Genomic DNA, 19,919 nt, shown 5'->3' with positions numbered 1-19,919 from the left:
ACGTACTTTCCTTGGGGTTCATGGCCTTCCTCCGGGAAGTCAGCGTTATTAACCGGACTTCAATACTTTGGTGCGACACAAGAGAGAGGTTTCTTTCTTGTGTGGAACAACGGTTGGAATAAGTCATGAAGCTCTGGCCCTTCAGCAAGGGGCGTCCTGTCAAGGCGTCCCAATCCGAGGTGCATGAATTCGCTGCGGAGGATGTTTCTGCTCAGGAGCAGAACGATGAAGCCTTCGACGAGGGCGCAGATGCCGGCGGAAAGGCGCGCCGCTTTTCTGGTCTGATGCGGATCGGGATACGCCCCCGTCTTTACTGTGCCTTTGGTGGGGTCGTTGCTTTGACCCTGCTGGCCAGCGGTGTGGCCTGGTATTCCTATACCAATGTTGAACAAGCCTATGGCAGCGCGACCGAGCGCGATGTTCCGGCCATGAATGCTTCCCTCAGGCTTCGGGGGGATGCTTTGCAGCTGGCCTCGGATGCACCGCTGCTGGCCCGCACTTCAAATGAGACTGCCCGGAAGGAGTTGACCCAACAGATTGATCAGCGCGTCGAGGCTATCCGCTCGCGCATGGAGGAGCTCGAGGGCTATGGAGTTCGTGGCGAGTCACTCGAGCAGCTCAGCCAAGAAGTGGATACCCTGGCCACGGCCATGAACAGCCTCGACGACCGGGTCAGCCAGGCATTGTCTCGTGGCCGGGAAATCAGTCGCATGGAGGAGGAAGCTGCTAAAAGGCACGAAGTGCTATTGAAGCAGATCCGTGACACGCTCGATTCCGTGCAGTTGAGCTTCAAGACGGCTGTGCAGGAGACGACCTTGGCGGCAGGAGATACGATCCGCTCTCTCGTACGCCGCCAGGTGGGCCTGCTGCGCAACGCGCTCGATGCATTGATCGATGCCAGTCATCTCACGTCAGTATTGTCCCAAGTGCCGAACGTAGAGGAAGAATCGGTTTTGGCGGAGATGGAGATGAACTTCATCACCCGACTGGCCAGTTTTGACAGTAAGGTTCGCAGCCTCAACGATCAGCTTGAAAATGAAGCCCTGGCGGAAGCTGTGGATAAATATGCAGCCCTTGGAAGCAGTGACGAAAGCGTATTCCAGGCGCAGAAGGAGTTGCTTGAAGCACCGGCCTATTCTCGTTCGCGTTACACCCGCACCCTGCAGGCACGTCTTGATGAAGTGGTCAGCCTCAACAGCACATTTCTTGGTGAGATGGGGCCGGTTGTCTCCAAGGTCTACAGCCAGATTCTGGATGGCGCAGACGAGGCAACCAACAACAATACCAATGCGTTGTCCGAACTGATTGAGAACGATGTGGGAGCCCTCTTCAGCCTGATGCGGGTCGAGGCGGAATCGAACCTAATGCTTGGGGTCTTGACCCGCGTGTCCGCAGCAGGAAACACTCAGGATGTGGATAATCTGGAAGAGGCCTTTGGAGCATCCAGGGAAAGAGCGGATGAGGCTCTGGCCGATTACGAAGATACGGAACTTCCACAAGCATTCGCGGCATTGGCCTCCCTGGGGCAGGGAGATGAAAGTCTCTTTGCCGAGCGCAGGGAGCAGAGCAAGGCCCGTTTCCTTGCCACCACCGCTGCCAATGAGGTCGATAGCGCGGTGGCTGGCTTGCGAGATGGTGTTAGCACCGTCATCACCGAAGTCGAATCGGGCCTTGAGGCGGGAACAGCATCCGTTCAGAACGCCATTGAAACGAGCAAACTGTGGCTGGCTGGGATCGCTGTCGCCAGTGTCGTCATTTCGGTTCTGATTGCCTGGCTTTACGTGGGGCGCAATCTTGTCGATCGTATCAGTCGCCTGTCACATTCCATGAAGGAGATATCGGAGGGTGACCTGACAGCCGATGTTCCCGCTGGTGGAAGAGACGAGATTGCCGATATGGCGAATGCTCTGTCGGTTTTCCGAGACAATCTTGCTGAAGCTGCCGAAGAACGTAAAAGACGGGAAGAGGAGCGTGCCGAGCAGGCCAAACGCCGCCGGGAAGAAATGGTGGAATTGGCCGGGTCGTTCGAAAGCAGCGTCAAGTCCGTGGTTGAGTCCGTATCCAGCTCCGCCAAGGAAATGGAGGGCACGGCAGGCTCCATGAGCGACAACGCCAAGCAGACGGGTGACCGAGTCCAAACGGTTGCCTCGGCTTCCCAGGAGGCCTCTTCAGATGTGCAGACAGCTGCATCCGCGGCTCAGGAACTGGCAGGGTCCATCGCCGAGATTGGACGACAGGTTGCGCGCTCGAACGAGATTTCGTCCAAGGCATCCGAGAGTGCAGAGGCCAGTAATACCCAGGTGGCCGGCTTGTCAGAAGCTGCCCAGAAGATTGGCGATGTGGTGAAGCTGATCCAGGACATTGCCGAGCAGACGAACCTGCTGGCGCTGAACGCCACCATCGAGGCGGCGCGGGCTGGCGAGGCCGGCAAGGGCTTTGCCGTGGTGGCAAGTGAAGTGAAGAACCTGGCCAACCAGACCGCCAAGGCCACCGAGGAGATTTCCCAGCAGATCTCGGGTATCCAGAACGCCACCGAGGACACGGTTTCCATGATCCAGGGGATATCGAGCGTGATTTCCGAAATGAACGAGATCTCGACGTCCATTTCTGCTGCCGTCGAGGAGCAAGGGGCGGCAACTGACGAGATCGCCAGTACCATGAACCGTGTTTCCGATGGAACTCAGAAGGTCAATCAGAACATCGAAGAGGTCAGTGCGGATGCCCAACAGACAGGGGCCGCTGCCAATCAGGTTCTGACTGCTGCTGCAGAACTTTCCAGGCAGGCTGATACCCTGAGAGGTGAAGTTGACAGCTTTGTTGAAAAAGTACGTTCAGGTTAATGTTTTTAAGGCTTAATCTGACCAAGTAATCTTAAAAAGGCGCGGCTTGGCCGCGCCTTTTTTGCTTTCGGCAGACCAGTTGCACCTCGTTCAGGATTCTGTCATCGTTTAAATGCAACCAGATAAAGTTGGATATTCCGGCATCTGCTGAAGGTAGCAGCAGGTTTAGAAACAGGGATGAGGGGGGTATGCCATGACATTTGTTCTGGCCTTTGTTTTGCTATGTGGTCTTGTTGGTGTTCTGTATGGGGTATGGGCATCCCGCTCCGTTCTGTCGGCCAGTGCCGGGAGCGCACGGATGCAGGAGATTGCCTCGGCAATTCAGGAAGGGGCGAGTGCGTATCTGAACCGTCAGTATCGAACGATCGGTATTGTCGGTGTGGTGATCTTCGTCATTATCTCGTTGCTTCTGTCCTTGGAGGTCGGAATTGGCTTCCTAATTGGCGCCATACTTTCGGCCGCAGCCGGTTATATCGGAATGCACGTTTCCGTTCGCGCCAACGTTCGGACGACGGAAGCCGCCCGGCACAGTCTTGCGCGCGGTCTTGAGATTTCATTCAAGTCGGGCGCCGTCACTGGCATGCTGGTAGCGGGTTTGGCTCTGCTGGCGGTTGCCGGCTATTACGTGATCCTGCTTTGGCTCGGTGCTGAAGGGCGCGGCCTGATCGATGGTCTGGTTGCCCTTGGCTTCGGTGCATCCCTGATTTCAATCTTTGCACGCCTTGGAGGCGGGATTTTTACCAAGGGGGCTGACGTGGGCGCCGATCTCGTCGGTAAGGTCGAGGCCGGTATTCCGGAAGATGATCCACGCAACCCTGCCGTCATCGCCGACAATGTTGGCGACAATGTCGGTGACTGTGCCGGTATGGCGGCGGACCTGTTCGAGACCTATGCTGTCACGGTCGTGGCGACCATGGTCCTGGCCTCAATCTATTTCGGCGCAGATTCAGGCATGTTCGTCTATCCCCTCGCCATAGGTGCAACCTGCATCATTGCCTCTGTCATCGGGACATTCTTCGTCAAGTTGGGCAGTAGCAATAATATCATGGGCGCACTTTACAAGGGCTTCCTGGCCAGCGCGGTCATATCCCTGGTTCTGCTGTTACCGGTGACAGCCTGGGTCATCGGTCTTGGCGAGGGCTTCGAGGTCGCAGGACGCAGTTTCAGTGGCTGGGCGCTTTATCTCTGCGGCATCGTTGGTCTGGTGGTCACGGGGCTGATCATCTGGGTTACGGAGTACTACACCGGTACGGAATACCGCCCGGTACGTTCCATTGCGAAGGCCTCTGAAACGGGGCATGCGACCAATGTAATCCAGGGGCTGGCCGTCTCAATGGAGGCAACGGCCATTCCGGCCCTGATCATCGTTGCCGGCATCGTCTGTACCTACCTTCTGGCCGGCCTGTTCGGGATCGCCATCGCGGTAACCACGATGCTGGCATTGGCGGGCATGGTGGTTGCCCTGGACGCTTATGGGCCCGTTACGGACAATGCCGGTGGCATTGCCGAAATGGCGGACCTGGAAGAAGAGGTACGCAATACCACAGATGCCCTGGATGCTGTCGGAAATACCACCAAGGCCGTGACGAAGGGCTATGCCATCGGGTCGGCAGGTCTGGGGGCTCTGGTCCTGTTCACCGCCTATACCGAGGATCTCAGCTATTTCGCAGCCAATTCCGCTGACTATCCCTTCTTCGCCGGCGTCGACGTGAATTTCTCACTGTCAAATCCATGGGTGGTGATCGGCCTGTTTATCGGTGGCCTTCTGCCTTTCCTCTTTGGATCCATGGGCATGATGGCTGTGGGCCGCGCAGGTGCGGCTGTGGTGGAAGAAGTGCGGCGTCAGTTCCGTGAGGTAAAGGGTATCATGGACGGCAGCGGAAAGCCGGAATATGGACGCTGCGTCGACATGCTGACCAAGGCGGCCATCAAGGAGATGGTGGTGCCTTCGATGCTGCCGGTACTTTCGCCGATCGTTCTTTACCTGGTGATGTACGCTATAGCCGGCAAATCGGCGGCTCTGTCCTCTGTCGGTGCAATGCTCATGGGCGTGATCGTCACCGGCCTTTTCGTGGCGATTTCCATGACCGCCGGCGGAGGAGCCTGGGACAATGCTAAGAAGTATATCGAAGACGGCAATCATGGCGGCAAGGGCTCTGAAGCGCACAAAGCCGCCGTCACGGGTGATACGGTCGGTGATCCCTACAAGGATACGGCCGGACCGGCCGTCAACCCGATGATCAAGATCACCAACGTCGTGGCATTGCTCTTGTTGGCCGTGCTGGCTGCCTGAAGCAACAGAGCGGAAGTGAGAAGGCCGGAAGCGACCGGTCGGCACAAGAAAAGGGAGCCGGGGCTGATCCCCGGCTCCCTTTTACGGTGCGCCCGGCATGGGCGCACTCCTGCGGGTGAAAGTCCCGCCATGAGTAGGTCACGACGAGTGAAGTGAAGCGCAACTGCGTGAGGGCGACCGAGCGTGGGGAGGCAGCGTGGAGCATAAACCGTGAGCCGATGGACAAGAACCGGATATGAGGCGCTGCCGACCGGGGCGAGCGGGCCGTAAACCGCGAAGCTCCAGTGACCAAGGGGAGGTGGCGTAAATTCGGCGGCGGTGCGGTGAAGGAGTGCGTTCTTACCCGGGGAGGTCTCGCCTTGTGCCTGAAAGGGTGACGGTGTCGAGCCGGAGCGAGACGTCAGCAGAGGTCATAGTAGCTGCCGGGCAGGCGGTGAAGGACCGAACGAGGAGGAGTGTTCGACGACATGGCGATGAGCCAGGCACGGCGTCAGATGCCCGCCGAGGCGGGGCGGTCCGGGAGCGGGCGCGGTGAAGCTGCGTCCCAGCCGGGCAGCGACGAAGCCTGTCTCCCGCGCCATGCCCTGGAGGACACAGGGCCGGGACTGCTGGAGGCGGTTCTGGAGCGCGAGAACCTGCAAAGGGCCTGGAAGCGGGTCAAGGCCAACAAGGGCGTGGCCGGGGTGGATGGCCTGTCCGTCGAGGCGACTGCCGCCCATCTGCGCACGGCCTGGCCAGCCATCCGTGCCCGGGTTCTGGCAGGAACGTACCGGCCACAGCCGGTACGCAGGGTGACGATCCCGAAACCGGACGGCGGTGTGCGCGAACTGGGCATCCCGACGGTGACGGATCGCTTGATCCAGCAAGCGCTGCTGCAGGTCCTGCAGCCGCTGCTTGATCCCACTTTCAGCGAGCACAGCCACGGCTTTCGTCCGGGCCGCAGCGCACAGGGGACTGTCCTCGAGGCGCAGTCCCACGTGCAGGCGGGTCGGCGGATCGTGGTGGATGTGGATCTGGACCGGTTCTTTGACCGGGTCAACCACGACGTCCTGATCGACCGTCTCGGGAAACGGATTGCGGACCGGCGGGTGGTCCGCCTGGTTCGGGCCCACCTGAACAGCGGGATCATGGACCAGGGTGTGGCCTGCGAACGGGTGATGGGCACGCCCCAGGGCGGGCCGCTCTCGCCGTTTCTGGCCAACCTGCTGCTCGACGAGGTGGACAAGGCGCTGGAACGCCGGGGACATGCGTTCGTGCGCTACGCGGACGACTGCAATGTCTATGTGCGCAGCCGCAAGGCCGGTCTGCGGGTTCTGGCGTTCCTGCGACAGCTTTACGGAAAGCTGCGTTTGAGGGTCAACGAAGAGAAGAGCGCGGTTGCCAGTGTGTTTGGCCGCAAGTTCCTGGGCTACAGCTTCTGGGTGGGCCCGGGCGGTGTGGTCAAGCGCAGGATGGCCGACAAGGCGCTCAAGGCGTTCAAACGTCGCATCCGGCAGCTAACCCGCCGCGCCGGCGGGCGCAGCATGCCGGAGGTAGCCGCGCGTCTGCGTGCCTATGTCCTGGGCTGGAAGGCTTACTTCCGCTTGGCGCAGACCCCCGGGGTCTTCAAGGCCCTGGAGGAATGGATGCGTCACCGGGTGCGTGCAATTCAGCTCAAGCATTGGAAACGTGGTAAAACCATCTACAAGGCCTTGCGCGCCATGGGGACCAAGCCCGAGGTGGCGCAGAAGGTCGCGGCCAACAGCCGCCGATGGTGGCACAACAGCGGCAAGGCACTGAACGCCGTCCTCACACTCAAATGGATGAATGCTCTCGGCATCCCCCGTCTCGCCTAACCTCAAATCCTCGAACCGCCCGGTGCGGACCCGCTTGCCGGGTGGTGTGGCAGGGGTGCGGTCCATCAGGGCCGCCCCCTATGCCGATTTCTGTAGCGGTCTTGAGTTCAGAAGATTCCGCCGCTGCCGCCGCCACTGCCGCCAGGTGCGCCCGGCGTGCCGGTGGTGGGGCCGGTGTTCCCACGCCCGCTTTCTCCCTGGCCGGCATTGAAACGTCCGATGTTGCCCAGCAATTGCTGCAGAATGGTGATATCCTGGCCTTCGGTCGGTGTTTCACGCTCCACCAACTCGATTTCCTGGCCTTCGGCCAAGGTGTAGAGCTGTTTGTCGGAGACGATATCGTTGGTTCCGAACTGGACCTTCAGCACCTTGCGCTCCAGGGCTTCTGGCCTGAAGAAGGCAAGCTGCTCGTTGCGCTGTCCAATATAATACCAGACGTCGTCCTGGAAGGTCGACATCGTCGAGGGCGTGCCCAACAGATTCACCACTTGTGTACGGCTGCTTTCCCCCGGACGGATTTCGGAAATGGTATCCTCCTCCGGCAGGTTGCCGTGCACATCGATGCGTGGTGAACAGGCACCAGCCATCAATACGCCCGCCACGGTCAGAGACAGGAGCGTGCGCTTTCCGACTTTTCCAGTCGTGGAGAGAAGGGTCATTCTAGCCATCATGTTCATGGATCCCAATCATCCTGCCGGCATGGCCCGACATCGCCTGTGCTTGATTAACGCCGGATAAGCGGGCATTTCAAGTATCTTCATCCTGTACTGCCAGCTGTGAGGGATATTCCTTGTTTCGTCGTCTGTTTTCCGGTGATCCCAGAGAAAGTGCCGCCAGGGCACTATACGAATCCATCATGCTGCAGTCACGTCAGCCGGAATTCTACACGGATTATGCCGTGCCGGACAGTACGGAAGGACGCTTCGAACTGTTGCTCATTCATTTGGGCTTGGTCATAAGGCGATTGAAATGCGAAGAGAACGAAGAAGCTCGCGAGCTTTCCCAGAACCTGTTCGATTTCTTCGTTTACGATATGGATCAGAGCCTGCGTGAAAGCGGAATTGGTGACCTGTCAGTCGGTCCGCGGCTCAGGCGTGTGGGAGAAGCGTTCTACGGACGGGTCAAGGCCTATGAGGCGGCATTGGACGCAGGTAATGAGTCTCAGGAACTGGGGGCCGCCCTGCTGCGCAATCTCTATGCAACTCGTGAAAGCGAACCCGGGCAGGAAACCGTGATGGCGATGGCGGAATATCTTTATCGAGTGGACGCTTTTTTTGCAGAGCAGGAAACACCAAATATACTGTCTGGGCAGATCAAGTTTTCTGAACTTGATGCGGCCAGAGACAAAGATTGACCTGTAAGGGCAGTTTGCATAGGTTCTCGACTTCCTTTGAAAAGGGTAGAACCTCGCATCTTGAGGTTATCTCCACTGTGATCCCGGTTGACCCATGAAGCAGATTCCGGAAACCGAATTCTCGAGGCCTTTCAAGCTGTCCGAACTCGGTGCCAAAGAGGTGGTTCAGGAAATATCGGCCGAGACGGAGGAACGAAGGGCCCTGGCAGAGCGCTTCGAGCTTTTGGCGCTTGATTATCTGCAGGGGACACTAAAACTGAAGAAGGTCAGGGCAGGGCGCGCACTGCATTTGTCCGGAACGATCAAAGCCGGTGTCGTGCAGCAATGTGTGGTGAGCCTGGAGCCGGTTGGAGCCGAGATCGAGGAAGTGATTTCCCAGGACTTCGACCTGCTTTCTGAGGAAGAACCAGAGGTGCCGCAGGGTAGTTCGGCGGATGAACTCGCTTTTGATCCGGAGGAGGATAGAGAGCCACTATACGGAAACGTGATTGATCTTGGCGAATTTCTGGCTCAGCAGATGGCTGTCAGCCTTCCTCCCTATCCGCGAAAGGTCGGGGTTGAGTTGGAACAAAGCCAGTGGGGGAGTGCGGAAGTTGAGGCAGAGGTCGAAGAAAGTGCTTCACCTTTCAGTAAATTGAAGGACCTCAAGAAAAATCTCTAGAGTAAAGTCGTTGCAGGCGTTAGTTAGTGGCGCGCCTGTTGCGAAGTGCTATCTTGGAATGTAAATCGGCACGCCGCGCAACAGCGGGTGCATTTGTAAACGAGAGAGTGTCATGGCAGTACCTAAAAAGAAAATCTCCAAGTCGCGTCGGGATATGCGTCGGTCTCACCACGCCCTGAATGCACCGGCCTATGTAGAGGACCAGGAAAGCGGTGAGATGCGTCGTCCGCATCACATAGACCTGAAAACAGGCAAGTATCGCGGGCGTCAGATTCTCGAGCCCAAGAGCGAATACTGACGCATCGGCGGCGGCTTTGCTGTTGCGGTTGCTTTCAGGAATCTGCTTGTGAGTGAGCGTCTGACGCTGGCACTGGATGCGATGGGCGGCGACCATGCTCCGGATATGGTTGTGCGTGGCGCCGATATTGCGCGCACCCGCTATCCCCAGGTCGATTTCATATTCTTTGGCCGCGAGTCAGAGATCAGCCCGCTTCTTGAGCGCATGAAGAAGCTGAAGGCTGTATCGCGTATCGTGCATACGGATGAGGCCGTTTCGTCCGATGACAAACCTTCTGTGGCTCTGCGCAATCGCAAATCGTCGTCCATGCGCCTGGCGCTGGACAGCGTGAAGGAAGGCGCGGCCAAGGCGGCCATATCTGCCGGCAATACGGGGGCGCTAATGGCCATGGCCAAGTTCGTGCTCAAGACCTTGCCGGGAGTTGACCGCCCCGCCATAGCGTCATTCTTTCCGACACTGCGCGGAGAATCGGTGATGCTGGATCTGGGGGCGAATGTACAATGCGATGCGCGCAACCTCATCCAGTTTACGGTCATGGGAAATGCCTTTGCACGGTCCGTCCTGGGTATAAAGGAACCGACCTATGGGCTGCTCAACGTCGGATCCGAAGAGCTCAAGGGACACGACACCCTTCACGAAGCCCGGCAGGAACTGAGCGGCCTGGACTTGCCTGGCCGTTTCCACGGTTTCGTCGAAGGCGATGACATTGCCAAGGGAACGGTGGACGTAGTCGTCACGGATGGCTTCACGGGGAATGTTGCCCTGAAGACGGCTGAAGGTACGGCAAAGCTTTATACCGAATTCCTGCGGCGCACCTTCCGGAGCTCCCTGTTGGCCAGCCTTGGATACCTTTTGGCGCGGCCGGCCATGCGCAAATTGCTCAAGCGCGTTGATCCGCGTCGCTATAATGGTGCCGTATTCCTGGGCCTGAACGGGATCACAGTTAAGAGCCATGGCGGAACCGATGCATTGGGCTTTGCACATGCCATTGGTGTGGCCGTGGATCTTGCGCGTCATGGCTTTCTTGAAACCATGGGGCGTGACTTCAAGGCCGTCGAGCATTCCACTTCCGGTGAACCGGCACAGGCGGCTGTAATCTGATGCAATTTCGATCACATGCGATCGGCTGCGGATCTTATCTTCCGAGCCGGATTATCACCAATGCTGACCTGGAAAAGACCCTGGATACCACTGATAGCTGGATCCGGGACAGAACAGGTATTGCCCAGAGGCACGTTGCGGCAGAGGGCGAGAAGACGTCGGACCTTGCCGTGGAGGCTGCGTGCAAGGCTCTCGACTACGCCGGCCTTCCAGCGTCCGAGGTCGACCTGATTGTTTGCGCCACCTCCACGCCGGACGAAACGTTTCCGGCCACGGCAACACGGGTGCAGTATCGCCTTGGAATCCGACAAGGGGCCGCTTTTGACGTTCAGGCTGTTTGCAGCGGCTTTGTCTATGCCCTGGCGGTTGCTGACAATTTCATACGCACTGGAATGGCTCGGAACGTCCTGGTCATTGGAGCGGAGACTTTCAGCCGTATTCTGGACTGGAGCGACCGTGGCACATGCGTACTGTTTGGCGATGGTGCGGGCGCGCTGTTGTTGCAGTCGCGGCCAGCCACTGGCGAGGCAGACGAACCGGGAATTCTCTCCACCCATATCTATTCGGATGGGCAGCACCATGATGCCCTGTATGTGGACGGAGGACCTTCCTCCACGGGGACCGTAGGTCATCTGCGCATGCAGGGACGCGAAGTGTTCCGCCATGCTGTTGTCCGGATGTCGGAAGCAGTTGATGCTGCACTTGAAAAAAACGGCCTAAAGGATTCGGATATCGATTGGTTGGTTCCGCATCAGGCCAATGTGCGCATTATTGATTCCATGGCAAAGCGCCTTGGCCTGCCGTCCGAAAGGGTGGTTGTCTCTGTCGACCGGCACGCGAACACCTCGGCGGCCTCGATTCCCCTGGCGCTTTGCGAAGCTGTGGAAGATGGGCGGATCGAAAAGGGAGACCTCATTTTGATGGATGCAATGGGTGGCGGCTTCACCTGGGGCTCCGCTTTGTTACGCTGGTAACTCTTTTTTCTCACAGGGCTGCCATTCAGGGTGATTGACCGCTATAAATCGCTGGGATAACCTTTTGAAAAGTATGGATTGGAGGCAGTCATGGCGGAAGGTACGGTCACCCGCGCCGATCTCGGTGAAGCGGTTTACCAGGAAGTCGGCCTTTCACGAAACGAGTCCATGGACCTCGTGGAAATGGTTTTGCAGGAAATGTCGGATACCCTCGTGAAAGGGGAAATGGTGAAGATTTCCTCTTTCGGGACATTTTCCGTACGACAGAAGGGTCAGCGTGTGGGCCGAAATCCGAAGACCGGGGAGGAAGTTCCCATCCTTCCGCGTCGCGTGCTGACGTTCCGTGCGTCGCATGTGTTGAAAAACCGAATCAACAAAGGTGGTTGAGGCGATAATTTTTCCTGGAACGTGAAGGCGCTTCTCCATGGGTTCGGCTCGGCAGGACGGTAAATCGGCAGCAGCATTCCGGACGATCAGTGAAGTCTCTGACGAGCTGAACGTTCCGCAACATGTCCTGCGTTTCTGGGAAACCAAATTTACCCAGGTGCGTCCTATGAAGCGGGGTGGTGGACGTCGCTATTACCGTCCCGAAGATATCGAGCTCTTGCGCGGCATAAGAGATCTTCTCTACCAGGAAGGATTCACGATTCGCGGAGTCCAGAAGCTTCTGCGTGAAGGCGGTGTCGCGGCGCTGGAAAATGGTGCGCCTTCGGGGGCAAGCGTAGCCGGGCAGGTGGCTCCGGCCTTGAAACCGGAAAAGGATCAGGCGCTGCGGGACATTCTTGGCGAGCTCCAGGAACTGTCTCAACTTCTCAAGGAAAAATAGGCTTTCCACTTCCTTTTTAAGCGGCCGCTGTGCTTGTCACAGAGAGGCTGTCTAGCTATACAGAAGACCCTTGATGACCCTCGTCGACATATGCATATCAAGTTGGCGAAGGCACGTATCGGAGCGTAGCGCAGTCTGGTAGCGCATCAGTCTGGGGGACTGGGGGTCGTGGGTTCAAATCCCGCCGCTCCGACCAATTCGACAAGCCCGACAGGTGACACATCTGTCGGGCTTGTCTGCTTTCAGGCCAGACATTATTTGTCAGGCACTTAACAGAACCGAAGGTGGGAAATCCTATGGTGCAGACCACTGAACTCGAGAACGGCATTCATACGGCGGGTCAGATTTCGGAAGCCGATATATCCGATTTGGCTGAAGCCGGCTTCAGAACGATCATCAACAATCGTCCGAATGAGGAAGAGCCGGGGCAACCAGCCTACGAGACGACGGAACGTGCCGCACGGGATGCCGGCCTCGATTATTATTATATTCCGGTGACTCAGGAAACTTTGACCCCGGAGAAGGTGGCCCGCTTTCGGGAAGCGATGGAAGAGGCGCCTCGTCCGGTCCTCGTTCACTGCCGATCCGGGGCACGCAGCACGCTTCTGTGGGCTTTGGCTGAGGCCCGCTACAACAAACGTTCGACTCAGGAGCTCATTGATGTGGCCGGAAAGCAGGGCAAGGACATATCCTCGGCTGCACCCCTGATTGATCACTATCGCGCCTGGGAAGACAGCGACGTCAAGAACACCTGATTTCCGGTTTCAAACGGGCAAGCGCAATGCAGTGTGCACTTCTCTATATCACCTTCTCCGATGAAGCGGCGGCTCGTGCCTTGGGCCGGAAGCTGGTCGAGGCGCGTCTGGCTGCCTGTGCCAATATCTTTGCGAGCATGATCCCCATTTTCCGTTGGGAAGACCAAATACAGGAAGACAGCGAATCCGTGATGATTGCCAAGACACGCAAGGAGCTTGTTGAGGAGGCGACGGACTTCATCAAACGGAATCACGATTACGATTGCCCTTGCGTCGTTGCCTTGCCGTTGGAGGGCGGAAACAAGGACTTCCTCGAGTGGATCGTCGAGGAAACCAAGGACCCTGAAACATAACCCAGTCGTCCGAAAACTTCAGCGATACTCTGTGGCCAGGCGTGGGTATTCGATCTTTGGAAAACGGTTCATGATGACCCGAAGACCGGCCGATACAGCCTGTTCCGCCGCTGCGTCATTCCTGACGCCCAATTGCATCCAGACCGTTTTCAGGCCCTTGTCCTCTGCGAGGGGGAGGGCTTCCTTGACGATGTCGCCGGCAGCTTCGGAATTGCGGAAGATATCAACCATCTCGAAGTTTTCCGGGACTTCAGAAAGTGAGGCGTAAACCCTCTTGCCCAATATCGTCTGTCCCTTCACGGTCGGATTGACCGGAATCACGCGGTATCCCTTCGACTGCAGAAAGGCCATGACCCCATGAGAGGGGCGGTCCGGTTTCGCACTTGCGCCTACCATAGCGATTGTCTTTGTGTTCTCCAGAATATCCCGGATCATCGTGTCCTGGGTATCAGGCTCCATCTTGTCCTCTCCATGATCGAGTGTTGTGCCCGCAGGCATAGGAATAGTTGAGGTCTGCTTGTGAGCTTCAATTGCTTGCCCTGATCGGTCTCTAGCCCTAGCTTGCGCAGGCTCCAAAAGGCTCAGAAAGCAGGTAATGACAAGACAGGCCGACAGCAACCCGAACCCATCGGCAGGCTATTCCATATGGAAGATCGTCCTGATGGTGGTCCTGCCCTTTGCTGGTGGGTATTTCCTTTCCTATCTGTACCGCACAGTCAATGCGGTCATTTCTGGCCGCATAATCGCGGATCTGCCGCTAGATGCTTCCGACCTGGGCCTACTAACCGCTTTCTATTTTCTGGCATTTGCCGCCTTCCAGATGCCACTGGGGTTGCTGCTGGATCGCTTTGGGCCGCGGCGGGTACAAACTGTCCTGTTGCTGGCAGCCGCCCTGGGAGCCTTTGTCTTTTCGATCGGCACAACCCTACTTGAACTCTCGCTTGGCCGTGCATTGATCGGGCTGGGTGTTTCCGGCTGCCTGATGGCATCGCTGAAAGCCATTACACTGTGGTTTCCCTCCGAACGTTGGCCACTCGTGAACGGCTGCTTTCTGGCCACAGGCGGTCTTGGGGCCGTGGCAGCAACTGGGCCCGTGGAAGCCCTGTTATCGATCACGGATTGGCGAGGTTTGTTCCTTGGTCTGGCCGTGGCCACCATTGTCGTTTCAGCGCTTATATTTCTGGTGGTTCCGGAACGACAGGAAGTGGGACGTTCTCGTGCATCTTTCAGGAGACAATGGAAAGGAGTGATCGATATCTACTCCAGCCGGGTCTTCTGGGCAGCTGCACCGCTTTGCATTGCAGTCCAGGGAGTTGGCTTTTCCATTCACGGCCTTTGGGCCGGGCCATGGCTTGCCGATGTAGGAGGACTGGACAGCGCAGGGGTGGCAACTGTGCTGATGGCAATGGCCTTGGCGTTGACTGCGGGGTTTGTCTTTACCGGAGTGGCAGCGGATCGGCTGCAAAGAATGGGATTGTCGCTGGATCAGCTAACGGGCTTTGGCGCCATCCTCTTCATTGCGGTTCAGGCCCTGATCGTATCAGGTCTTGTGACGAGCGAGATCTGGCCCTGGGTGCTGTTCGGCTTCACCTCTAACATGACGGTGCTGGTCTATCCCAGGCTGGCTCAGGCCTTTTCCCTGGAAATGTCCGGTCGTGTGAACACCTCCGTAAACATGATGGTCTTCATCAGTGCTTTCGTGATGCAGTACGCAATGGGAGCCTTGATCGAGCTTACCACACCAACTGGCGCAGATGGCTACACGGCCTCGGCCTATCGCATTACCTTCGGTATCGCGATACTGATAGAACTGGCCAGTCTGGTCTGGTTTACCGTTGCGGTACGCCGTCTGCCAGCGGCACGAAGTTGATCATCCTACGTTTCGGCAGGATTCACACGCTGAAGCTTTCTCCGCAGCCGCAACGGGCTTTTTCATTTGGATTCGTGAAGGTGAAGCCCGATTCTAGCTTGTCTTCGACATAATCCATTTCACTGCCAATCAGGAACATGGTCGAGGTCGGGTCGACAAAGATCTTCACGCCCTTGTCCTCGACGACATCCTCAAACTTTTTCTGCTCGCTGGCATACTCCACGAAGTAACTGAGACCGGAACAGCCACGCGTGTTCACGCCGACACGCAGTCCCAGGACGCCTTCCTCGGGACTCTTGCTGATCAGGTTCTTTACGCGGTCAGCAGCGCGATCCGTCAGTGTGAGAAGAGGGCCCATCAGTTCTTGCTCCATCCTCCTGTCAAAGCGTCACCTACCAATATAGCGTTGCAGGGCCTTTGATAGAAGAGTCAGTGATTCAAAAGATGCCAAGCGCCAGCCGTGCATCTTCGCTCATGCGATCCTTGTCCCAGGGTGGGTCCCAGGTCAGGACCACGGTGACTTCGCCGGCTCCCTTGACGCTGGCAGCCTTCTGGGCAACTTCCCCGGGCATCTGCCCGGCGACGGGGCAGGCGGGGGCCGTCAGCGTCATCGTGATATTCACGTCTCCATTTTCCTGAATCTTCAAGTCGTAGATCAGGCCCAGGTCATAGATGTTGACCGGGATTTCGGGATCGAAAACTTCGCGGAGCGCCTCGACGAGCTGGTCCTCGGTTGCCAATGGGACATCCGCGGGCTTGGGCTCGCCGGCATAGGCTGTGGTGCCTTCCTCTGCCTCCGGTGACATGCCACCGGCCCAGAGATAGGGATTGTAATGCGGGGCAGCCGGCATACCCTCCATGTCCAGGGCCGGGTCGAAAACGGGACGTTCCGGCTTGCGATCTTCATTGCTCATTCTGTCGTCACCTCCTGCTGGCCGTCCAATGCGGCTGACATGGTGTGCCAGGCCAGTGTGGCGCACTTCACCCGCACGGGAAATTCCCGCACTCCGGACAGCACTTCCAGGCGCTCCATATCGTCCTGATCGCTGTCCTCGCTTTCGTCAGCCGAAGGATCCTCGGTGCAGAGCAGGTGGAAGCGCTCAAAAAGTACGCGGGCTTCGTCTTCCTTCTTGCCCTTCAGGATCTCCGTCATCAGCGAGGCGGATGCTGTCGAGATCGCACAGCCCTTGCCCATGAAGGCACAGTCCTGGATCACGCCCTCGTCATCCACCTTGAGATAGATGAAGAGTGTGTCGCCACACATGGGGTTGAACCCGTGTGCCGTACGATTGGCATCATCCGGGTGGCGGAAGTTGCGCGGGTTCTTTCCATGATCGAGTATGACCTCCTGATAGAGGTCGCGCAGTTCATCCAACATTCAGCCGAAAAGCTCCTTAACCTGGTGCAGCGCATCCGTCAGCTTGTCGACCTCTTCGCGCGTGTTGTAGAGACCGAAAGAGGCGCGCACGGTTGCGGCAACGCCATAGCGATCCATGATCGGCTGGGCACAGTGGTGCCCGGCCCGAATGGCGACGCCAGCCCTGTCGACGATGGTCCCGATATCATGAGGGTGGGCGCCGTCCATGGTGAAGGAAACAATGGCTGCCTTGTCATCAGACTGCCCAAGAATGGAAAGCCCATCGATCTCCGATAGACGGGTTTGCGCATAGTCGAGCAGGTCTTGCTCGTGGGCAGCTATAGCCTGGAAATCCAGAGCATTCATGTAATCCACGGCAGCGCCGAGGCCGATGGCTTCGATTATGGCCGGTGTGCCTGCCTCGAAGCGATGCGGGGCCGCCTTGAAAGTGCTGCGCTCGAAGGTCACCGACGAAATCATCTCGCCGCCGCCTTGGTAAGGCGGTAGGCGGTTCAAAAGATCCTTGCGTCCATAGAGTACGCCAATGCCGGTGGGCCCATATAGTTTGTGGCCCGAGAAGGCGTAGAAATCGGCGCCAAGCGCCTGCACGTCCACTTTCATGTGCGGCACGGCCTGGCAACCATCCACCAGAACTGGAACGTCCTTCTGGTGGGCGGCGTCGATGATATCCGCGATCGGGGTGATCGTGCCCAGCGCATTCGAGATATGGCTGACAGCGACCAGCTTCGTCTTGGGGCCCAGAAGGGCCAAGTACTCCTCGTAGAGGAAATTGCCCTGGTCGTCGATCGGTACGACCTTCAACTCGATTCCCAGGCGATCGCGCAGAAGCTGCCAGGGCACGATGTTCGAATGATGCTCCAGCCAAGAGATCACGACCTCATCACCGGGTTGGAGCATTCCCTGGCCCAGCCCATTGGCCACCAGATTGATGGCTTCTGTGGCACCCCGCGTGAAAACGATCTCGTCTGAGGAGGCTGCATTGATGAACTGGGCAATGCGTCCGCGTGCACCTTCGTAGAGGTCGGTGGATTCCTGGCTCAGTTTGTGAACGCCGCGATGGACGTTGGAGTAGCAGCCTTCCATGACATCGGTCATGGCCTGGATTACTTGACGCGGCTTCTGGGCACTGGCCGCATTGTCCAAGTATACCAATGGACGGCCATAGACCTGGCGTTCCAGGATCGGAAAGTCCGCGCGGATACGATCCACGTCCAGGGTGGGTGGCTGGTTGTGACCTGCAGGGCGATGTTCAGGTTCGATCATGCTTGTCATGACTGCGGTTCCTCCGCCTGATCAAGCCAGCTGCGCAGACGCTGCTGGAGTGCCGGCTTAAGGGAGTCGTCCTCCAGTTCCTCGATGGCTTCCGCCACGAAGGATTCGACCATCAGGCTGCGGGCACGCTTCTCCGAAATCCCGCGACTGCGCAGGTAGAACAAGGCATCGCTGTCCAGTTCACCCGAAGTTGCACCGTGGGCGCACTGTACGTCATCGGCATAGATTTCCAGCTCCGGCTTGCTGTCGATTTCAGCCTTCTCGGACAGCAGTAGGGTCTTGTTCAGCATCTTGCCATCGGATTGCTGAGCATCCCTGTCCACGATGATCTGCCCCTGGAAAACGCCACGAGCCTTGTCGTCCAGTGCGCCCTTGTAGGTTTCGCGACTGGTGGTGCGGGGGACGTGATGGTGGATCACGCTGGTAGTGTCGCCGTGCTGGCTGCCGCGCAGCAGATAGGCACCGTTCAGTGTGGCCTCCGCGTCCTCGCCGTTCAGATGCACATGAAGCTCGTGCCGTGAAAGGGCGGCTCCCGTTGTCAGGCTGTAGCTCTTGTAGCGTGCCCGACTGTCCAGCTCCGCATGAACCGTGGTCAGATGCCGCATTTCCGGACCGTTCTCCAGAACCCGGACCTGGAGAAGCTCTGCATTCTCGCCCAGGCGCACGTCCCAGAGAGCATTCAGCAAGCCTGCGTTCGTTCCCGGGCCGCCGTGGTGCTCGATCAGTTGGGCTTGGCTGTCCTGCTCCAGCACCACGAGAATGCGCGGATGATGCGCGATGGCCTGATCCTCCAGGCCGTCCAGGAAAAGCAACTCGATGGGATGTTCAAGCCGGACGCCGGCGTGCAGGTGGAGGACCATACCTTCTTCGAAAAGCGCCGTGTTCATAGCGCTTTGTATTTGCTCGGGATGGCGCAGCTCGCGCCCCAACTCTGTTTCCAGCCAGTCGGGGCGGTCGGCCAGAACCTGGGAAAGCGGGGCAAGGGTCACGCCTTCGGGCAGACTATCCAGCCGGCTGTGCGTATCGGACAGGCAGCCATTGACGAAAGTCAGACGGTAGCGGACCTTGTCTTCGGGCAGGAGCGACGGGACCTGATCCAGATTGACCCGGGGGGTGGTCTTGCCACGATGATGCAGGTCCAATTCGCGCAGCGAACGTGGGAGGTTGGTAAACTTCCATTCTTCCTTCCGGGTGGAGGGAAGTCCCAATTCGCGCACCTTGTCCAGCGCTTCCTGGCGCAGTCCGTTCAGCCAGGAAGGCCCGCCCGCGCTCAGCGCCGCTGTTTCGAAGTGCTGCTCGAAAAGTCCGATATTGCTTGCAGGTTCATTTGCCATGATGGTCTTCGACCTCCCTTCAGGCCGCCGACTCTATGAATTGACTGTAACCGCTGGCTTCCAGTTCCTGGGCGAGCTCCGCACCACCCGACTTGGCAATGCGGCCGTGGGCAAGGACGTGCACCTTGTCCGGCACGATGTAGTCCAGAAGACGCTGGTAGTGGGTGATGACGAGCATCGCGCGTTCAGGACTGCGCAGGGCGTTGACACCATCTGCCACCGTCTTGAGCGCATCGATATCCAGGCCGCTGTCCGTCTCGTCAAGGATGGCAAGCGTGGGCTGCAGTATGGCCATCTGAAGCATCTCGTTGCGCTTCTTCTCACCGCCGGAAAAACCGACATTGACCGAGCGTTTCAGGAACTCTTCGGACATGCCGAGTTCCTTCGTCTTGGCGCGTAGCTGCTTCAGAAACTGCATGGCGTCCAGTTCGTCCTGGCCGCGCGCCTTGCGGATCGAATTGAGCGCTTCCTTCATGAAGGTGGTGTTGGGAACACCCGGAATCTCGACTGGATACTGGAAAGCCAGGAAGATGCCGGCAATGGCTCGTTCCTCGGGCTCCATATCCAGAAGGTTCCGGCCCTGGAACAGGACCTCGCCTTCAGTGACTTCATAGCCTTCACGCCCGCTCAGGACATAGGACAGGGTGGACTTGCCAGAGCCGTTTGGCCCCATGATGGCATGCACTTCCCCCGGCGAGATCGAAAGATCCAGGCCGCTGAGAATTTCCGTGCCATCTACGTTGACGTGCAGGTTCTTGATTTCCAACATGACTTC

At 58.1% G+C, this 19,919-nt stretch carries 21 protein-coding genes and 1 tRNA gene; 14 read left to right on the top strand and 8 right to left on the bottom strand.

The genetic code is table 11. The annotated features are described in order from the left end of the window. The first annotated feature begins 125 nt into the window (after positions 1 to 125). From G502_RS21320 to ltrA, 3 genes are all read left to right on the top strand, one after another. Complete coding sequence (locus G502_RS21320) at positions 126 to 2,840, top strand: methyl-accepting chemotaxis protein (RefSeq protein ID WP_022727453.1); 2,715 nt, start codon at positions 126 to 128, stop codon at positions 2,838 to 2,840. A gap of 193 nt (positions 2,841 to 3,033) precedes the next feature. Beyond that, entirely contained in the window at positions 3,034 to 5,133 is a 2,100-nt protein-coding gene (locus G502_RS0104420; RefSeq protein ID WP_022727452.1) for a sodium-translocating pyrophosphatase, read from the top strand. A gap of 467 nt (positions 5,134 to 5,600) precedes the next feature. Next, the gene (gene ltrA, locus G502_RS0104415; RefSeq protein WP_026989061.1) at positions 5,601 to 6,968 is read left to right on the top strand and encodes a group II intron reverse transcriptase/maturase; all 1,368 of its coding nucleotides are present in this window, start codon (positions 5,601 to 5,603) and stop codon (positions 6,966 to 6,968) included. A gap of 107 nt (positions 6,969 to 7,075) precedes the next feature. On the opposite strand, the gene G502_RS18630 is transcribed toward ltrA, so the two are convergent. Continuing rightward, positions 7,076 to 7,627, bottom strand: a complete 552-nt coding sequence (locus G502_RS18630; RefSeq protein WP_022727450.1) for an outer membrane protein assembly factor BamE — start codon at positions 7,625 to 7,627, stop codon at positions 7,076 to 7,078. Positions 7,628 to 7,758: 131 nt separating this feature from the next. On the opposite strand from G502_RS18630, the gene G502_RS0104405 reads away from it, so the two are divergent. From G502_RS0104405 to cutA, 10 genes are all read left to right on the top strand, one after another. Next, the gene (locus G502_RS0104405; RefSeq protein ID WP_022727449.1) at positions 7,759 to 8,322 is read left to right on the top strand and encodes a ubiquinol-cytochrome C chaperone family protein; all 564 of its coding nucleotides are present in this window, start codon (positions 7,759 to 7,761) and stop codon (positions 8,320 to 8,322) included. Between the two features lie 94 nt (positions 8,323 to 8,416). Next, on the top strand, positions 8,417 to 8,983 hold the full coding sequence (locus G502_RS18625; protein WP_022727448.1) for a YceD family protein: 567 nt from the start codon (positions 8,417 to 8,419) through the stop codon (positions 8,981 to 8,983). 112 nt (positions 8,984 to 9,095) lie between these two features. Beyond that, positions 9,096 to 9,281 carry a 50S ribosomal protein L32 gene (rpmF, locus tag G502_RS0104395; RefSeq protein ID WP_022727447.1) on the top strand — a complete coding sequence of 62 codons (186 nt, stop codon included), beginning with the start codon at positions 9,096 to 9,098 and terminating at the stop codon, positions 9,279 to 9,281. 48 nt (positions 9,282 to 9,329) lie between these two features. After that, positions 9,330 to 10,382 (top strand): phosphate acyltransferase PlsX, encoded by a 1,053-nt coding sequence (plsX, locus tag G502_RS0104390; RefSeq protein ID WP_022727446.1) that lies wholly within the window; start codon positions 9,330 to 9,332, stop codon positions 10,380 to 10,382. After that, positions 10,382 to 11,356 (top strand): beta-ketoacyl-ACP synthase III, encoded by a 975-nt coding sequence (locus G502_RS0104385; protein WP_022727445.1) that lies wholly within the window; start codon positions 10,382 to 10,384, stop codon positions 11,354 to 11,356. The genes plsX and G502_RS0104385 overlap by 1 nt, the downstream gene beginning before the upstream one ends. A 90-nt stretch (positions 11,357 to 11,446) precedes the next feature. Beyond that, positions 11,447 to 11,743: an integration host factor subunit alpha gene (locus G502_RS0104380; RefSeq protein ID WP_022727444.1), complete on the top strand. Its 297-nt coding sequence runs from the start codon at positions 11,447 to 11,449 to the stop codon at positions 11,741 to 11,743. A 37-nt stretch (positions 11,744 to 11,780) separates the two neighbouring features. Further along, positions 11,781 to 12,182, top strand: a complete 402-nt coding sequence (locus G502_RS0104375) for a MerR family transcriptional regulator (RefSeq protein ID WP_022727443.1) — start codon at positions 11,781 to 11,783, stop codon at positions 12,180 to 12,182. Between the two features lie 119 nt (positions 12,183 to 12,301). Then, positions 12,302 to 12,378: transfer RNA gene (locus tag G502_RS0104370), tRNA-Pro, on the top strand. A 100-nt stretch (positions 12,379 to 12,478) separates the two neighbouring features. Continuing rightward, positions 12,479 to 12,937: a protein tyrosine phosphatase family protein gene (locus tag G502_RS0104365; protein WP_022727442.1), complete on the top strand. Its 459-nt coding sequence runs from the start codon at positions 12,479 to 12,481 to the stop codon at positions 12,935 to 12,937. Between the two features lie 26 nt (positions 12,938 to 12,963). Next, positions 12,964 to 13,290: a divalent-cation tolerance protein CutA gene (gene cutA, locus G502_RS0104360; protein ID WP_022727441.1), complete on the top strand. Its 327-nt coding sequence runs from the start codon at positions 12,964 to 12,966 to the stop codon at positions 13,288 to 13,290. 18 nt (positions 13,291 to 13,308) lie between these two features. Here the strand turns inward: cutA and G502_RS0104355 are convergent, their stop codons facing one another. Then, positions 13,309 to 13,749, bottom strand: a complete 441-nt coding sequence (locus G502_RS0104355) for a CoA-binding protein (protein ID WP_026989057.1) — start codon at positions 13,747 to 13,749, stop codon at positions 13,309 to 13,311. A gap of 136 nt (positions 13,750 to 13,885) precedes the next feature. Here G502_RS0104355 and G502_RS0104350 point away from each other — a divergent pair, with 136 nt between their 5' ends. Continuing rightward, positions 13,886 to 15,160 carry an MFS transporter gene (locus G502_RS0104350; RefSeq protein WP_022727440.1) on the top strand — a complete coding sequence of 425 codons (1,275 nt, stop codon included), beginning with the start codon at positions 13,886 to 13,888 and terminating at the stop codon, positions 15,158 to 15,160. A 22-nt stretch (positions 15,161 to 15,182) separates the two neighbouring features. On the opposite strand, the gene G502_RS0104345 is transcribed toward G502_RS0104350, so the two are convergent. The 6 genes from G502_RS0104345 to sufC all read right to left on the bottom strand — a co-directional run bounded on the left by G502_RS0104345 (position 15,183) and on the right by sufC (position 19,913). After that, complete coding sequence (locus tag G502_RS0104345; protein WP_022727439.1) at positions 15,183 to 15,533, bottom strand: HesB/IscA family protein; 351 nt, start codon at positions 15,531 to 15,533, stop codon at positions 15,183 to 15,185. 64 nt (positions 15,534 to 15,597) lie between these two features. Then, positions 15,598 to 16,074 (bottom strand): SUF system Fe-S cluster assembly protein, encoded by a 477-nt coding sequence (locus G502_RS0104340; RefSeq protein WP_022727438.1) that lies wholly within the window; start codon positions 16,072 to 16,074, stop codon positions 15,598 to 15,600. Continuing rightward, entirely contained in the window at positions 16,071 to 16,538 is a 468-nt protein-coding gene (gene sufU / locus G502_RS0104335; protein ID WP_022727437.1) for a Fe-S cluster assembly sulfur transfer protein SufU, read from the bottom strand. Before sufU ends, G502_RS0104340 begins: the two co-directional genes overlap by 4 nt. Beyond that, on the bottom strand, positions 16,539 to 17,810 hold the full coding sequence (locus G502_RS0104330; protein WP_022727436.1) for an aminotransferase class V-fold PLP-dependent enzyme: 1,272 nt from the start codon (positions 17,808 to 17,810) through the stop codon (positions 16,539 to 16,541). Beyond that, positions 17,807 to 19,144, bottom strand: a complete 1,338-nt coding sequence (gene sufD, locus G502_RS18620; protein ID WP_022727435.1) for a Fe-S cluster assembly protein SufD — start codon at positions 19,142 to 19,144, stop codon at positions 17,807 to 17,809. The genes G502_RS0104330 and sufD overlap by 4 nt, the downstream gene beginning before the upstream one ends. 19 nt (positions 19,145 to 19,163) lie before the next feature. Beyond that, positions 19,164 to 19,913 carry a Fe-S cluster assembly ATPase SufC gene (gene sufC, locus G502_RS0104320; protein ID WP_022727434.1) on the bottom strand — a complete coding sequence of 250 codons (750 nt, stop codon included), beginning with the start codon at positions 19,911 to 19,913 and terminating at the stop codon, positions 19,164 to 19,166. Between the last annotated feature and the right edge of the window lie 6 nt (positions 19,914 to 19,919).

The sequence above is a fragment of the Fodinicurvata sediminis DSM 21159 genome (assembly GCF_000420625.1).
GTDB lineage: Bacteria > Pseudomonadota > Alphaproteobacteria > Kiloniellales > DSM-21159 > Fodinicurvata > Fodinicurvata sediminis.
This window is presented reverse-complemented; position numbering and strand designations above follow the sequence as displayed.

What these genes read in the sequence shown, in the direction of transcription:
- G502_RS21320 (WP_022727453.1), top strand. Translation starts at nt 126, where the DNA reads ATGAAGCTCTGGCCCTTCAGCAAGGGGCGTCCTGTCAAGGCGTCCCAA.
- G502_RS0104420 (WP_022727452.1), top strand. Translation starts at nt 3,034, where the DNA reads ATGACATTTGTTCTGGCCTTTGTTTTGCTATGTGGTCTTGTTGGTGTT.
- ltrA (WP_026989061.1), top strand. Translation starts at nt 5,601, where the DNA reads ATGGCGATGAGCCAGGCACGGCGTCAGATGCCCGCCGAGGCGGGGCGG.
- G502_RS18630 (WP_022727450.1), bottom strand. Translation starts at nt 7,627, where the DNA reads ATGACCCTTCTCTCCACGACTGGAAAAGTCGGAAAGCGCACGCTCCTG.
- G502_RS18625 (WP_022727448.1), top strand. Translation starts at nt 8,417, where the DNA reads ATGAAGCAGATTCCGGAAACCGAATTCTCGAGGCCTTTCAAGCTGTCC.
- rpmF (WP_022727447.1), top strand. Translation starts at nt 9,096, where the DNA reads ATGGCAGTACCTAAAAAGAAAATCTCCAAGTCGCGTCGGGATATGCGT.
- G502_RS0104385 (WP_022727445.1), top strand. Translation starts at nt 10,382, where the DNA reads ATGCAATTTCGATCACATGCGATCGGCTGCGGATCTTATCTTCCGAGC.
- G502_RS0104380 (WP_022727444.1), top strand. Translation starts at nt 11,447, where the DNA reads ATGGCGGAAGGTACGGTCACCCGCGCCGATCTCGGTGAAGCGGTTTAC.
- G502_RS0104375 (WP_022727443.1), top strand. Translation starts at nt 11,781, where the DNA reads ATGGGTTCGGCTCGGCAGGACGGTAAATCGGCAGCAGCATTCCGGACG.
- G502_RS0104365 (WP_022727442.1), top strand. Translation starts at nt 12,479, where the DNA reads ATGGTGCAGACCACTGAACTCGAGAACGGCATTCATACGGCGGGTCAG.
- cutA (WP_022727441.1), top strand. Translation starts at nt 12,964, where the DNA reads ATGCAGTGTGCACTTCTCTATATCACCTTCTCCGATGAAGCGGCGGCT.
- G502_RS0104355 (WP_026989057.1), bottom strand. Translation starts at nt 13,749, where the DNA reads ATGGAGCCTGATACCCAGGACACGATGATCCGGGATATTCTGGAGAAC.
- G502_RS0104350 (WP_022727440.1), top strand. Translation starts at nt 13,886, where the DNA reads ATGACAAGACAGGCCGACAGCAACCCGAACCCATCGGCAGGCTATTCC.
- G502_RS0104345 (WP_022727439.1), bottom strand. Translation starts at nt 15,533, where the DNA reads ATGGAGCAAGAACTGATGGGCCCTCTTCTCACACTGACGGATCGCGCT.
- G502_RS0104340 (WP_022727438.1), bottom strand. Translation starts at nt 16,074, where the DNA reads ATGAGCAATGAAGATCGCAAGCCGGAACGTCCCGTTTTCGACCCGGCC.
- sufU (WP_022727437.1), bottom strand. Translation starts at nt 16,538, where the DNA reads ATGTTGGATGAACTGCGCGACCTCTATCAGGAGGTCATACTCGATCAT.
- G502_RS0104330 (WP_022727436.1), bottom strand. Translation starts at nt 17,810, where the DNA reads ATGACAAGCATGATCGAACCTGAACATCGCCCTGCAGGTCACAACCAG.
- sufD (WP_022727435.1), bottom strand. Translation starts at nt 19,144, where the DNA reads ATGGCAAATGAACCTGCAAGCAATATCGGACTTTTCGAGCAGCACTTC.
- sufC (WP_022727434.1), bottom strand. Translation starts at nt 19,913, where the DNA reads ATGTTGGAAATCAAGAACCTGCACGTCAACGTAGATGGCACGGAAATT.